This is a genomic window from Neptuniibacter sp. PT8_73 (assembly GCF_047778045.1).
Taxonomy (GTDB): Bacteria; Pseudomonadota; Gammaproteobacteria; order Pseudomonadales; family Balneatricaceae; genus Neptuniibacter.
This window is the reverse complement of record NZ_CP180545.1, coordinates 2,917,979-2,930,702: the sequence shown is the minus strand read 5'-3', so window position 1 is coordinate 2,930,702 and position 12,724 is coordinate 2,917,979. Positions and strand designations below refer to the sequence as shown.

The 12,724-nt window shown below is 43.8% G+C and carries 15 protein-coding genes; 7 read left to right on the top strand and 8 right to left on the bottom strand.

The window, feature by feature from the left end; translation table 11 throughout:
* Position 1 precedes the first annotated feature (1 nt).
* The gene (locus ACMXYN_RS13190; protein WP_415892221.1) at positions 2 to 763 is read left to right on the top strand and encodes a Nif3-like dinuclear metal center hexameric protein; all 762 of its coding nucleotides are present in this window, start codon (positions 2 to 4) and stop codon (positions 761 to 763) included.
* Here the strand turns inward: ACMXYN_RS13190 and ACMXYN_RS13185 are convergent.
* Together ACMXYN_RS13185 and ACMXYN_RS13180 are read right to left on the bottom strand one after the other, a co-directional pair.
* Positions 760 to 1,305, bottom strand: coding sequence for a YhcB family protein (locus ACMXYN_RS13185; protein WP_415892220.1), 546 nt, complete (start codon positions 1,303 to 1,305; stop codon positions 760 to 762). The two genes, ACMXYN_RS13190 and ACMXYN_RS13185, sit on opposite strands and share 4 nt — an antisense overlap.
* A gap of 203 nt (positions 1,306 to 1,508) precedes the next feature.
* Positions 1,509 to 2,267, bottom strand: a complete 759-nt coding sequence (locus ACMXYN_RS13180; RefSeq protein WP_415892219.1) for a FadR/GntR family transcriptional regulator — start codon at positions 2,265 to 2,267, stop codon at positions 1,509 to 1,511.
* A gap of 136 nt (positions 2,268 to 2,403) precedes the next feature.
* On the opposite strand from ACMXYN_RS13180, the gene ACMXYN_RS13175 reads away from it, so the two are divergent.
* Entirely contained in the window at positions 2,404 to 3,387 is a 984-nt protein-coding gene (locus ACMXYN_RS13175) for an MDR family oxidoreductase (RefSeq protein WP_415892218.1), read from the top strand.
* 83 nt (positions 3,388 to 3,470) lie between these two features.
* On the opposite strand, the gene ACMXYN_RS13170 is transcribed toward ACMXYN_RS13175, so the two are convergent.
* On the bottom strand, positions 3,471 to 4,649 hold the full coding sequence (locus ACMXYN_RS13170) for an NnrS family protein (RefSeq protein WP_415892217.1): 1,179 nt from the start codon (positions 4,647 to 4,649) through the stop codon (positions 3,471 to 3,473).
* A 136-nt stretch (positions 4,650 to 4,785) separates the two neighbouring features.
* Here ACMXYN_RS13170 and cobU point away from each other — a divergent pair, with 136 nt between their 5' ends.
* The 4 genes from cobU to ACMXYN_RS13150 are packed head-to-tail and all read left to right on the top strand — an operon-like array spanning position 4,786 to position 8,558.
* Positions 4,786 to 5,304 carry a bifunctional adenosylcobinamide kinase/adenosylcobinamide-phosphate guanylyltransferase gene (gene cobU / locus ACMXYN_RS13165; protein ID WP_415892216.1) on the top strand — a complete coding sequence of 173 codons (519 nt, stop codon included), beginning with the start codon at positions 4,786 to 4,788 and terminating at the stop codon, positions 5,302 to 5,304.
* Positions 5,301 to 6,356 carry a nicotinate-nucleotide--dimethylbenzimidazole phosphoribosyltransferase gene (gene cobT, locus ACMXYN_RS13160; protein WP_415892215.1) on the top strand — a complete coding sequence of 352 codons (1,056 nt, stop codon included), beginning with the start codon at positions 5,301 to 5,303 and terminating at the stop codon, positions 6,354 to 6,356. Before cobU ends, cobT begins: the two co-directional genes overlap by 4 nt.
* 21 nt (positions 6,357 to 6,377) lie before the next feature.
* Complete coding sequence (locus tag ACMXYN_RS13155; protein WP_415892214.1) at positions 6,378 to 6,980, top strand: histidine phosphatase family protein; 603 nt, start codon at positions 6,378 to 6,380, stop codon at positions 6,978 to 6,980.
* A 21-nt stretch (positions 6,981 to 7,001) separates the two neighbouring features.
* Positions 7,002 to 8,558, top strand: a complete 1,557-nt coding sequence (locus ACMXYN_RS13150; protein WP_415892213.1) for an HDOD domain-containing protein — start codon at positions 7,002 to 7,004, stop codon at positions 8,556 to 8,558.
* Here the strand turns inward: ACMXYN_RS13150 and ACMXYN_RS13145 are convergent, their stop codons facing one another.
* Genes ACMXYN_RS13145 through ACMXYN_RS13135 form a run of 3 tightly spaced genes read right to left on the bottom strand, consistent with a single transcriptional unit; the run spans position 8,559 to position 10,406 of the window.
* Positions 8,559 to 8,882 carry a hypothetical protein gene (locus ACMXYN_RS13145; protein WP_415892212.1) on the bottom strand — a complete coding sequence of 108 codons (324 nt, stop codon included), beginning with the start codon at positions 8,880 to 8,882 and terminating at the stop codon, positions 8,559 to 8,561.
* Positions 8,883 to 8,910: 28 nt separating this feature from the next.
* The gene (locus ACMXYN_RS13140; protein WP_415892211.1) at positions 8,911 to 9,477 is read right to left on the bottom strand and encodes a cob(I)yrinic acid a,c-diamide adenosyltransferase; all 567 of its coding nucleotides are present in this window, start codon (positions 9,475 to 9,477) and stop codon (positions 8,911 to 8,913) included.
* A gap of 29 nt (positions 9,478 to 9,506) precedes the next feature.
* Positions 9,507 to 10,406 (bottom strand): 2-dehydropantoate 2-reductase, encoded by a 900-nt coding sequence (locus tag ACMXYN_RS13135; protein WP_415892210.1) that lies wholly within the window; start codon positions 10,404 to 10,406, stop codon positions 9,507 to 9,509.
* A gap of 108 nt (positions 10,407 to 10,514) precedes the next feature.
* Here ACMXYN_RS13135 and ACMXYN_RS13130 point away from each other — a divergent pair, with 108 nt between their 5' ends.
* The gene (locus ACMXYN_RS13130) at positions 10,515 to 10,997 is read left to right on the top strand and encodes a YajQ family cyclic di-GMP-binding protein (RefSeq protein ID WP_415881985.1); all 483 of its coding nucleotides are present in this window, start codon (positions 10,515 to 10,517) and stop codon (positions 10,995 to 10,997) included.
* Between the two features lie 50 nt (positions 10,998 to 11,047).
* Here ACMXYN_RS13130 and ACMXYN_RS13125 read toward each other — a convergent pair whose 3' ends face one another.
* Positions 11,048 to 11,260 (bottom strand): hypothetical protein, encoded by a 213-nt coding sequence (locus tag ACMXYN_RS13125; protein ID WP_415881983.1) that lies wholly within the window; start codon positions 11,258 to 11,260, stop codon positions 11,048 to 11,050.
* A 75-nt stretch (positions 11,261 to 11,335) separates the two neighbouring features.
* Positions 11,336 to 12,703: an AmpG family muropeptide MFS transporter gene (locus tag ACMXYN_RS13120; RefSeq protein WP_415892209.1), complete on the bottom strand. Its 1,368-nt coding sequence runs from the start codon at positions 12,701 to 12,703 to the stop codon at positions 11,336 to 11,338.
* Positions 12,704 to 12,724 lie beyond the last annotated feature (21 nt).

Sequence of the window (12,724 nt, the reverse complement as noted above, 5' to 3'; positions counted from 1 at the left end):
AATGTCGGTAAAACTATCGGATCTAATCGCATATATAGAACAGCGCTTAGAGCCAAACCAATTTAAAGATTACTGCCCGAATGGATTGCAAGTGGAAGGGCGAAGTGATGTTAGCAAAGTTATATCTGGTGTAACGGCTTCTCAAGCTTTGATAGATAGAGCTATCGATGAAAAGGCTGATGTCTTGTTAGTGCATCATGGCTTTTTTTGGAAAGGAGAGAATAGCTGCATTACAGGGATTAAAAAACGTCGTATCAAAGCCCTGCTAGATAATGATATCAGCCTGCTTGCTTATCACCTGCCATTAGATGCTCACCCTGAGATCGGTAACAATGCCCAGTTGGCTAAGCTTTTAGGAATTGAAGGCTTTGGTGCTTTAGAGCTTGGCAATCCTCGTAGTATTGGAAATACAGGTGAGTTAACTGAATTTATTTCTGCAGAAGGATTTGCTGATCATATAGAGGCGGTTCTAAAACGTAAGCCTTTGCTGATTAAAGGCGGAGGCCATCCGATTAAAAGGATTGGTTGGTGTACGGGTGGTGCCCAGGGTTATATCGAGAAGGCGATAGAGCAGGGCTTGGATGCTTTTATTTCTGGTGAAGTCTCAGAGCCAACCTTCCACAGTGCGATAGAGAATGGTATTCACTACTTTGCAGCAGGCCATCATGCAACGGAGCGTTATGGTGCTATGGCATTAGGAGAGGAACTGGCGCTGAAATTTGGGCTTCAGCACCAGTTTATCGATATAGATAATCCCGTTTAAGCTTTCGCTTTAGGCTCTGCTGTTTCTTCGTCTACATTGCTAGGCGCATCAGCAGGAGCCTGCTCTTCCTCTTTAGTTTCCTGTTCCTCTTTCAAACCAAAGGTTTCTGATAACGTACCTTCGTCTTCAGGTGATTTAGGTGCGTAATCTCTAGGTGGTTCGGAAGAGCTTTCTGCTTGTTCTGTTTCTGTAGCAGGTTTTTCTTCAGCTGATGTTTCTTCTACTTCGCTTTCTAGCTTCGGAGTCAATGAGGGTTCAATGGCTAGATCAACGCTACCCGGCTGACATAAGCCTTGTGCGCCAGTAGCAAGATGTTCATGAACATCTTTATAGCTATTAGTCAGGTTGTTGACCAGCGCTGCGGTTTTTTCAAAGTGTTCAGTTACTTCGCTCTTGTAGCTTTCTAGTTCTTTTTGGGTGCTTTCTAGTTTTTCTGCTAGTTCTGCCTGGCGTTGTGCGCCTCCGCCAGAACGTCCCATCAAAAAACCAATTACGGCGCCAACAACAAGGGCTGCAATACTAATAAGCCAAACGTTTTCCACAAAAACTCCTTATAAACTTGGCATTTTAAGATGAATTAGGTGCTGACAAAGAGAGCCTGAATCTATTGAATTAAGGTACAGCATCAATGGATCTTTGCGAGCTTTGTGCAAGGATAAATCAATTATCTATCCCTGCCTATAATAAATAATTTTCGGCTTTATCCACGGATAAATGAACTATAGATTGGTCGAACTTAACTGGCTTATCGCTTTAAAGAGTTTTGTTCTGCCACTTCCTGATGGGAGGACTGCGCCTCGCAATGTAATTGATCAAGATACTTAATCTGTTCCTTGATAATAGCTTTAGCTAAATTGATATCTTGATCTTCAATCGCACTCAGTAGTCTACGGTGTTGCCCTAAGATAATTTCTCTTTCACGGAAACGGTAAGCAATCATGTTCGCAACCGGTTGCAGAGCCTCGATCAACGAATACATCACAAAACTCAGCATACGGTTACCACTTGCATCGGCAATGGCGCGATGGAAGCGAACATCAGCTGCACAGAAATCTTCAGGGCTGATATTGGTATTGGATTGATAATTTAATTCAGCTCGCAGCTTTTCTAGGTCTTGTTCGGACCTATTAGTGCAGGCGTGTTGGCAACATAAGCTTTCTAACTCTAATCGAGTGCTGCTCACTTCAGTTAAAGATATCTGGTTCATGCTGACAAACAGTGTTGCAGCGGTTGTCATCTGGTCACTAAGCTCTTCAGCACCTAAGTGGTTTACGAAGGTGCCGCCAGCAGGTCCTCTGCGTGAACGAATTAAGTTTTTGGCAGCTAAGCGCTTGAGTGCTTCTCGAATCGTAGGGCGTGATACGTGAAAGCGTTCAGCTAGTTCACCTTCAGTAGGCAGGCGATCATCTGCTTTTAGAGAGCCATCTAAAATCGCTTCCTGTAATTGATCAGCGACTTGTTTAGACAAGCTGGATTTATTGATAGGGGCTACTTCTAGGCTCACGTATTACTCCATAGGATTACTAATACAACGAATAAGCTATTCTACATAAACTGAAACAATAACATCATAGCTTGTATCATTTAAAAATCTATTTTATATTTGTATGACAAATAGATAAATAAGTTGGGAGATCGGCATGTTCAAAGCGCTCGTGTTAAATCAAAACGAAGGTAAGACTGTAGCGGAAGTGACAGAATTGAGTCTGGATCAATTACCAGATCAGAATGTTTTGGTTAAAGTCGATTACTCCTCATTAAACTACAAAGATGGTTTAGCCATTACAGGCAAGGGCAAAATTATTCGGAACTTCCCTATGGTTCCGGGCATCGATTTAGTCGGTACAGTAGAAGAGAGTGCTGATGATCGTTATCAAAAAGGCGATAAAGTTGTACTGACAGGTTGGGGTGTAGGTGAAAACCATTGGGGTGGTTTTGCAGAGTATGCTCGTTTAAACGCAGACTGGTTAGTGCCTCTGCCTGAAGGCATGGATCCTGTTCGCACTATGCAGATTGGTACAGCAGGTTTAACTGCCATGCTATGTGTCATGGCGCTTGAAGAGGGTGGTGTAACTCCTGATAAGGGGCCTATCATTGTGAGTGGTGCCGCTGGTGGTGTAGGTAGCGTTGCAGTAGCAATCTTGGCTGGGCTTGGTTATCAAGTGACAGCTATTACGGGTCGCCCTGAAACAGAGGGATATCTTAAAGGCTTAGGTGCTTCAGAAATAGTTAGTCGAGAGGAGATGGCAGAGCCAGCAAGACCTCTAGAGAAACAGCGCTGGGCCGGTGCTGTTGATACAGTGGGCGATAATATCCTAGGTCGAATTCTATCTGAAACAGATTATGGCGGTGTTGTAACTGCATGTGGTCTTGCTGCCAGCTTTAAACTACCGACAACGGTTATGCCTTTTATTCTTCGTAATGTTCGTTTGCAAGGGGTTGATTCAGTGATGTGCCCTTATGAGCGTCGTCAAGAAGCTTGGAAAAGGCTGCAAGCACAATTACCTGACAATGCTGTGGGCGATATTGCTCAAATCATTGCGCTAAATGAGTTGCCTGACTACGCAGAGAAAATCACCAATGGCCAAGTTAAAGGTCGCGTGGTGGTAGATCTTAAAAGCTAAACGATTGGCAGTTTAGTTGAAAAAATACGGCTCTATTTTAGAGCCGTATTTTTTATTACGGGACGATTAAATCGAAGCCTGCCCTATCCATATAAGCCATCCACTCGAGGTTTTATTAGGATAGGGGTGTAAATAATCAGGAACAGCACCCAAGCGAGCATCCATAGCGTGCCTGATAAGTGCAACGTTGTGAGGTAGGAAAGAGGTAATAGCCCTACGCTTAGTCGCACTGCAGCGGCCAAAATCATCAATATAAAGGCAGTAATGATGAGCGGCCCGACTTTAAGAGGTCGACCTGTATGTCCCAAAGAAACACGTGCCATCATACCCAGTGTTAACCCCCCAATACTTCCAGCAGCAAATGCATGGTAAGCAATCGAAGTGCTAATTAGATCCAGTAAACTTAGGCTATAAAGGATAAAACCTAACGCCACAAACAGGTAGCCAAACTGAAGAATCCATACTAAGGGTACCGCAAAGATCCGTTTATCGAACCAGCCCGCAACCCGAATAAGGTTAACGAATCCCAGTAATAGACTGATGCCAATAATTAGAGGCTTAATCTCTGTCAGGCTTAAAAGAACCCAAATCGCAGTCAGGGCAATAATCGCTTTCTCCAGCCAAGCATGTTTTGTGACTTTTACGCCTTCAACTCCGCGCTCAGTAAAAAATGGAATAACGCGGCCACCTAAGATGCTTATGACCATGATGACTAAAAACAGGCCTAGTTGAATTCCTTTCGCTGCTGTTGTCTCAGTGTAGCCAAGTAGTTGCAGATGCATGAGTAGATTGGCTACAAAGAAGCCAAGCAGGAGCGGTACAAACATCAAATTACGATAGTTTCTAGATTTAATCACTGGCCAAGCCACGCAAGCGGCCACCATAGGCGCGAAGGCCAAATCAGTGACAGCGACTAACCAAGGTTCGATCGCTGGGAATAAAGGCATTAAGCGCGCACTAAACCAGAGTAAAAACAGTGCCGCGAGAGGCCAGCTGTAAAGTGTTTGCACGTTAGTCCATGTCTTAACAGCGGTCATTAAAAAGCCGGCGATGATTGCTAGAGAGAAACCAAATAGCATTTCGTGGGCATGCCAAAATACCCCGTAATTATAATGGTGAGGTTGAATGCCGCCGCTATAGATAACTAGCCATGCAGCCATTAAAAGTATGGCTGAGAGTGCTCCACCTAAGAAAAATGGGCGAAATGCCAAATTAAAAAGTGAAAAGGGTGAAGGGGTGCGTCTTTCTTGTAGTTGGATCATGGGATCTCTCCGCCGCTTATATCAGCAGTGTTATAATCTACACTAAGAAAAACTAAATGTGTATTAATAATACATTTTAAAGAAGTGTTAACGTTCATTTTATTGATCTGACAACGAGTTTTGACGAGGAATATCAGTGCGACAGTTAATTTTAGGTGGTGCCAGGTCGGGTAAAAGTCAGGTGGCGCAAGAAAGAGCGACCACCACGGGCCAGCCTGTTGTGTATATTGCTACCGCTCAAGCACAAGACTCGGAGATGGAGCAGCGTATCGAACTCCATCGTCAGAATCGACCTAGTGAATGGGAGATACAAGAGATCCCTTTTGACTTGCCAGATGCGCTTACTAGTTTGAGTGGTAAGGGAAAAACAGTCTTAGTCGATTGTTTAACTCTATGGTTAACCAATTTGCTATTAAAAGGATTGGAACCTATGCAGGAAGGCATGAAGGCACTTACTGCTGCTGTTGATGATTTTGAAGGAAATTTAATACTGGTTTCAAATGAAGTTGGTTGGGGTATTGTCCCTATGGGCGAATTGAGTCGTCAATTTCAAGATAATACCGGTCGATTACATCAAGATTTGGCTGCCGTAGTGGAAGTGGTGACGTTAACGGTGGCGGGTATCCCAATGGCTGTCAAAGGAGATATTAAGTGAACTTGCAGGAATGGTCGCAGATTAAAGCTAAACCTTTAAATGTTGAAACTGAACAAGCTGCTTTATCTCATCAAGGAAACCTAACTAAACCTCCCGGCTCTTTAGGTGTATTGGAAAAAATAGCTGTGCAAATGGCTGCAATGCAAGCGCAGCCATTACCTTCGGCAGATCGTATAAGCATCTCTATTTTTGCTGCAGATCATGGGGTGGCTGCTCAGAATGTATCCGCGTTCCCGCAAGAAGTTACATCGCAAATGATTCTGAATTTTGCCGAAGGTGGCGCGGCAATCGCTGTTCTAGCTAAGCAACTGAAAGCGCAGTTTGAGGTGATTAATTTAGGGACGGTGGTGCCTGTTAATCACCACAATGTGCTTAATCGAGTAATCGCTTCGCAAAGTGATGATATTTCGAAGAGCCAAGCGATGAACAGTGAGCAATTGGTTACTGCGCTTAATGTGGGACAGGAGGCGGTTTTAAGAGCTAAATCGTCGGGAGCTCAACTCTTTATCGCTGGTGAGATGGGGATAGGGAATACAACGGTTGCTGCTACAGTTTTGGCTGCGGCAATGAACCTAACAGCTCAAGAAGTAGTTGGAGCAGGGACAGGCGTATCAGGTGATGCGCTTGAACATAAAACGGCAGTGATCGATCAGGCGCTTAAGTTACACCAGTGCACAGACGACTCTCCCTTTGAGTTGCTTCAATCATTAGCCGGTTTTGAAATTGTCGCGATGGTTGGCGCTTATCTGACGGCAGCAAGGGAAGGCATTACGGTTGTAGTAGACGGGTTTATCAGCACTGCTGCTGCATATATGGCCAGTATAATTTGCCCCTTAGCTAAAGACTGGATGATTTTTGGTCATCAATCTGCGGAAAAATTTCATCATAAAGTACTTGTTGCCATGTCTGCTGAGCCTTTGTTAGCGTTGGATATGCGCCTTGGTGAGGGCAGTGGCGCGGCAACGGCGGTAAGCGTGATTCAAACAGCATGTTTATTGCATAAAAAGATGGCGACATTCTCTAGTGCTGGTGTGAGCGAGAAGTCGGACTAAAACCTATAGTAAGGATCTCTTTTGGATACTTTGTTTGTTGACCTGTTCCGACATGGTGAACCTGCACTTAAAGGCGTCTATTTAGGCCGTACCGATAGTCCGTTGTCTGCAAAAGGTAGATCTACCTGTGAAGCTGTTTTAGCAAATGGTGAATGGGACTTAGTTGTGAGTTCGCCGTTAAAGAGGGCTTTGGAGAGTGCGCGCTGGTTAGCCAATACTCGGCAAATTCAGCTACAGGTCTGGGATGAATTACAAGAACTGGACTTTGGTGACTGGGATGGCGTTAGTTTTGAGCAGGTTTATAGCGAAAACCCCATCGCAGCAGATAAGTTTTGGCAAGCACCGCAGGATTGCCCTGCACCAAATGGCGAAACTATTCAGCAATTTAAGCAACGAATAGCTATGGTTAAAGAGCGGTTGCTGCAATTATCTGAAAAAAAGGTATTAATTGTAACTCATGGTGGGGTTATTCGGTGCTTGATAGGGGATATGTTGGGCATTGAAGCAGATCGTTGGAGTCGAATTGCAATTGATTATGCGCATTTTTCTAAACTTAGATTTGATCATGACTCAAAACAATGTTGGCCACAGTTATTGAGTAGTAATATCCAACCCCCTTGCTGATGTTGTTGTATAGGATAACGCATGAAATACACCGAAACGCTTAAAAATATTCACCGTAGCCTTGATCGTCTGGGCGATCTGCCGGTGTTTAGTGCTACGGTCAATCGTATACAGCAGATTAGCGCGTCAGAAGAAAGTGATGCTATGGCTTTGGCTATGGCGATCATGAAGGATACAGGCTTATCAGCCAAATTGATTAAGTTGGCTAACTCGCCGATGTATAAACGCGGCCAAGGTGATATCACTGTGGTATCACGGGCGGTGGTTCTACTTGGTTTTAATCAAATTAAAAATATCAGTTTGACCCTTAAGCTGATTGAAAGCTTCCATGATGAAAATCCAGATCTAGATGTACCTGGGATGATGATGCGGCAGTTCCTGAGTGCCAATATGGCTAAAGAACTTGCGCTTAAAAGTCGGAAGTCAGTTGATCCAGAAGAGGCTTATATGGCTTCGTTATTATTTGGATTGGGTGAAATTATGGTGGCTTGTACTTTGCCAGAGCAATATCGAAAAATGCTCAGGCTGAAGGAAAGGGGTGAAAAAAAATGGCCTCGTATTCAAGCTGAAGTGTTAGGTATGAGCTTTAGCGAATTGGGTAGGGAACTAGCCGCAGGATGGGGATATCCAAAGCAAATTTTGAATACAATGGCGCCTGTCGATTTAGCTCATATTGATGATCGAAGTGATCTCTTATCGACATTACCCACATTAAGTCATGGCTTAGTCCAGCAGCTGTATGGGCAAGATCAAAATAATGAACAGCCTTACGATAAAGTTGTAGATGCTGTTTCTCTTGCAGGGGATATCCCTTTTGATGATGTTGGTGAAATCACGCTCCAGTGTTTCCAACGGGTTGCTAAAGTCAGCCGTAATTATGGTTTAAAAGCTCGCTCTCTCATTCCTGATTATTCAGAAACAGGTAATGTTGCTAAAGATGATATGGTGCGTCAGCTTTCTTTCTTAGCTCATAATGAAGTGGAATTGGAAGAGGTCGAGCAAACGGAAAGTATTGAAGGTAAATCATCACCTGCTGCTGAATCGAAACGTAATTCTAAGCAGCTAAGTTACCTCAATCAATTGACTGAGTTAATTGCGGCGGATGGCAAGATTCACGAAGTCTTCAAGTTAGTTGTGGAAGCTATTGGTGAATGCGGACAGTTTGACCGCAGTATGCTTTGCTTACTTAGCAAATCTAACACTCACTTGTCAGTCAAGATCATTGAAGGGGAAGAGCTGGATCCTTTGCAATCCTATTTTGAGCGGGATAAATCCGGTAAAGCTGATGATCTTTTCTTTAAGGTTCTAGCGAAACAAGTGACTTTACTGGTCAATGATCTGGATGAAGATGGTTGGGATAAGCGACTACCACCAAATTTTGTTAAACAGGTAGGTTGCCAAGGGTTTGTATTGATACCGTTAACTATGGGGAAACGGGTTATCGGTATGCTGTATGCGGATCGTTTAAAAGGACGTGGTCCTGTCTCCGAAGAGGACTTTAATACGTTTAACCAGTTCTCTACCCAAACGCGCCTAGCTTTAATGTACGCTGACAGTAAAGCTAGACAAACGGCATGACTATTCGGTCATGCCTTTTACAAATGATTTAGTGTCTTCCCACGCTTCTTTACTGATCTCAACACCATCATCGATAACGTCTTTGCTGACTTCAACGCCATCTTCGATGACCTCACCACCTTTCTCTACAACGGTTTTTGCACCCGATTCTGTTGAGCACATCGCACGTTGAGCTACGCACTTTGATTTGCAACCTAGCTCAGCGGCATCATCAGTAAAGTGTTTTACTGAGCATTTAGCTTCACACAAGGTTTGGTCTGTTGAGCAGTCTGCAAAAGCTGCAGGTGTTAGTAGCATTAACGCAGAAAAAAACAGCGCTCTCATTATTCTCTCTCCCGTTAGGTGAGTTGTATTATCTAACTTCTTTGGATCGCCAAAGAATCTCTTCACCGCCATGCCTCAGCACTATAATTCTGCTCGCCACAAAAAGCAGATCGGACAGCCTGTTTAGATAAATACCAGAGTTAGGATTTACCTGAGCTGACTCATCTTGAAGTAATGCTGTCATTCGTCTCTCAGCGCGTCGACAGATACTACGCGCCAAATGGGTATAACTGGCTGAAAGTGTTCCGCCCGGGAGAATAAACTCTTTCAAAGGCGGTATCTCTGCATTCAGCATGTCCAGTTGTTCCTCTAAGTATTCTATCTCTGTCGGGGTTATAACAACATAGCTAGGGTCTGCAATTGCTAACTCGCCGCCTAGATCAAATAGCTGGTGCTGTATGGTTTGCAGCAATTTCGTAATTGATTCATCTGAAGGCAGGCTTGCGATCACAATGCCTATAGCACTATTGAGTTCATCAACCGTACCGATCACTTCTATTCGGGGATCGGTCTTAGATACACGTTCACCATTGGCTAATCCGGTTTGGCCTTGATCGCCAGAACGGGTATAGATCTTACTAAGCCTGTTACTCATTGTTGCTCCTAAAGATATAAACTACTGGATTAGGCATCACTATGAGGATGTAGTTCCCGAATTTTTTCAAGGTAGTACATATTGATATCGACCTTGATATCTAGTTTTTCTGCTTGCTCGCATAGATAGCCGGTGATCTGATTAATCTCTGTTATACGGCCATGTTTCACATCTTGGTTCATCGAGGAAAAATTATTTGCGGTTAATTCAGCCACCTGACAAGCATGGTCAATTAAAGGACCATCAAACAGCTCTAGGTTGAGTGCGTTTGCGACCTTTTCTACCTCATTGCAGATTAATACCATCTCATTTAGATAGTTAGGGTTGCTAACCAACTCGCCATTTTTACAGCCAAAGATCGCGGTTAAAGGGTTTATAGCGCAGTTAATCGCTAGCTTGCGCCACAAGGTTGTAGCTATTTCTGGATCAGGTTGTAAATCTAAGAAACCGCAATTTAATTGGTCTAACCAATCGAGTGCTTTATCGGGTGAGCCGATACGAGTAACCCCTTTACCGGCATGTACAACGGTGAATTCAGATTCTAACCATGCACCATCTGTTGTTGATGCCCAGGCAACTTCAGCATTTGGTAATTGATCTGTTATCCATTGTTGGCTGCCCATACCGTTTTGCAGCACAACAACATGTGCGTCATCTGCCAGACGATGCTTTATCGAGTTGAAAGCGGTTTGAGTATCAGTGGATTTAGTCGTGATAAACAGTTTTTGGATTAACGATGAATCACTAGACAGTTCAGCTTCGCAACTATGCAGTTGATTAGCTAATTGAATGCCGAGGTTTGCTTCAAATCGTGAAAGCTTAGCCGAATTACGCAAAATAAGAGTGACGGGGTAACCTGCAGATATCAGATTACAGGCCCATAAATTACCAATTGAGCCAGCGCCAAGTATGTACCATCTCTCTTTCATACTTAATTCTCTTAATCTTCAGCATTGTGGATCCTATTATCGCTCTATTGTGACGTGAAATGGAGATAAAGGTCAGCTAGAATCGGCAAAAAAATAGGGAGAAGCCTCATGCCATCATTCGATATTGTATCTGAACTAGACCTGCACGAAGTTACCAACGCTGTTGATCAGTCTAATCGTGAACTTCAGATGCGTTACGATTTTAAAGGTGTTGATGCGCGGTTTGAGCAAACTGAATCTACTGTAACTTTGCAGGCAGAAGTTGATTTTCAGCTGCAGCAGATGATGGATGTGCTTAAAACTAAGATGACCGGCCGCAAAATTGATATTCGTTGTTTAGAGATTAAAGATCCAGAAAAAGCGAATATGCGAGCGCGTCAGGAAGTGATTCTGAAACAGGGCCTAGATCAGCCATTGGCTAAGAAGATTGTAAAATTGATTAAAGACGCTAAGTTAAAAGTGCAGGCGCAGGTGCAGGGTGAGCAGGTGCGAGTAACAGGCAAGAAGCGTGATGACCTGCAAAGTGTAATGGCAATGCTGCGCGAAGCAGACCTTGAATTACCACTGCAGTTTAATAACTTCCGCGACTAAACCTACCTGTTACTGCCTCAACAAAGTCAGGTGAACGAAGTTTTACCTGACTAATCTTGTTCTAAGCAATCCAGAAGAAAGATCTCTTTTACCAGATCCTGCGAAGGTGTTGCTTCAAAGTCGTCTACGCAGATAGCACCGCTTTGTAATTTACTCGTTAGCGTATCGCCTTGCCAATTCACGACTGAAATCCCCGTAGAGCGGTGAATAACTCTCAGGTAAGGGTTGTTACGTTCAAACCAAGCATCAATCATATAAGTCATCGGTATATCCCTCCTTGTTAAGTGTTAAGAAGAGTAACCCAGATTTACATGAATGTAAATGATAATGATTCCTATTTATTTTCTTGGGCTGATCCAGATCAATATCAAGACGGGTAAGCCGATGATCGCAACTGCAGTGAAGAACCAAGGGTAGCCAAAGCTATCGACAAAGCCGCCAGAGAAGCCGCCTAGAAATTTAGGGAATAGCAGCATCATCGAACTGAAAAGAGCATATTGTGTAGCTGAGTATTGAATATTTGTCAGGCTAGATAGATAGGCGACAAAGGCCGCAGTAGCGATACCTCCACTCAAGTTATCCAGCGAGATAACGATTGTAAGTGCTGTGGTGTCATTACCTAAAGTTGCTAGCCAAGCAAATAGAAGGTTGGTCAGGGAAACTAACAGCGCTCCTAAGAACAGGATCTTTCTCACGCCAAAGCGATTAACCAGAATGCCGCCAAGTCCTGCGCCAACGATGGTCATGACTACGCCATAAATTTTGATAATTTGCGCTATCTCTTCTTTGGTAAAGCCCATATCGACGTAGAAAACATTAGCGATAATCCCAAGAATAACGTCAGAAATTCGGTAAGTACCGATTAACGCAAGAATAATAAGGGCCTGCATACCGTAACGGCGTACAAAGTCGATAAAGGGACAAGCAATAGCAATATAAGCCCAGCCTAAAAAACGAGATAGAAAATCGGGAAGGTGAGCATTACGTTGAGTAAATTCAATAATTTTTTGTTGTTGCTCAAGCGTTTCAGCGTCCATCTCAACAGAAGCTGGTTCTTTTACTAAAAACGTAGTCATCATTCCCACAGACATTAAACCAGCCATGATTAAGTATGCATACTTCCACGAATTGATGTCATAGCTTTCAGGTGAAATTGAGGTCCACGCTGCGATCGCAAGTGCGCCGGCACCCGCCACAATCATCGCAATACGGTAGCCGGCCATATAGGTTGCAGCCATGGCGGCTTGTAAACGTTCGCCAGCTGATTCGATACGGTAGGCATCAATGACAATATCTTGGGTAGCGGAGCTAAAAGCGACTACTAGTGCTAATAGCGCCATATATTGAAGGTTGTCATGAGGGTTGGAGAAGGCAAGCCCGGCTAAACCGATGACGAGCATGATTTGCGAAAGCAATAACCAGCTTCTGCGCCTACCAAGCCAAGTCGAAAGTAAAGGGAGGCTTAAGCGATCAACTAAGGGAGCCCAAAGCCATTTGAAGCCATAGGCTAAACCAACCCAGGAGAAATAAGTGATTAAACTCCGTTCAACCCCTGCTTCACGTAGCCAAAAAGATAAAGTGCCAAAGACGAGCAAAATAGGAAGGCCAGAAGAGAAACCAAAAAACAGAAGTGTGATTGCTCTAGGGTGAAGATAGATTTTAGCTGTATCGAGCCAAGATTCAGTTTTGGAATCAACTGATGACATATTTGACGCCTTCCGTGAAGT

Coding starts and splice junctions, on each gene's coding strand:
- ACMXYN_RS13130 (WP_415881985.1), top strand. CDS start 10,515: ATGCCATCATTCGATATTGTATCTGAACTAGACCTGCACGAAGTTACC.
- ACMXYN_RS13170 (WP_415892217.1), bottom strand. CDS start 4,649: ATGATCCAACTACAAGAAAGACGCACCCCTTCACCCTTTTCACTTTTT.
- ACMXYN_RS13175 (WP_415892218.1), top strand. CDS start 2,404: ATGTTCAAAGCGCTCGTGTTAAATCAAAACGAAGGTAAGACTGTAGCG.
- ACMXYN_RS13145 (WP_415892212.1), bottom strand. CDS start 8,882: ATGAGAGCGCTGTTTTTTTCTGCGTTAATGCTACTAACACCTGCAGCT.
- ACMXYN_RS13135 (WP_415892210.1), bottom strand. CDS start 10,406: ATGAAAGAGAGATGGTACATACTTGGCGCTGGCTCAATTGGTAATTTA.
- ACMXYN_RS13150 (WP_415892213.1), top strand. CDS start 7,002: ATGAAATACACCGAAACGCTTAAAAATATTCACCGTAGCCTTGATCGT.
- ACMXYN_RS13120 (WP_415892209.1), bottom strand. CDS start 12,703: ATGTCATCAGTTGATTCCAAAACTGAATCTTGGCTCGATACAGCTAAA.
- ACMXYN_RS13190 (WP_415892221.1), top strand. CDS start 2: ATGTCGGTAAAACTATCGGATCTAATCGCATATATAGAACAGCGCTTA.
- ACMXYN_RS13140 (WP_415892211.1), bottom strand. CDS start 9,477: ATGAGTAACAGGCTTAGTAAGATCTATACCCGTTCTGGCGATCAAGGC.
- ACMXYN_RS13125 (WP_415881983.1), bottom strand. CDS start 11,260: ATGACTTATATGATTGATGCTTGGTTTGAACGTAACAACCCTTACCTG.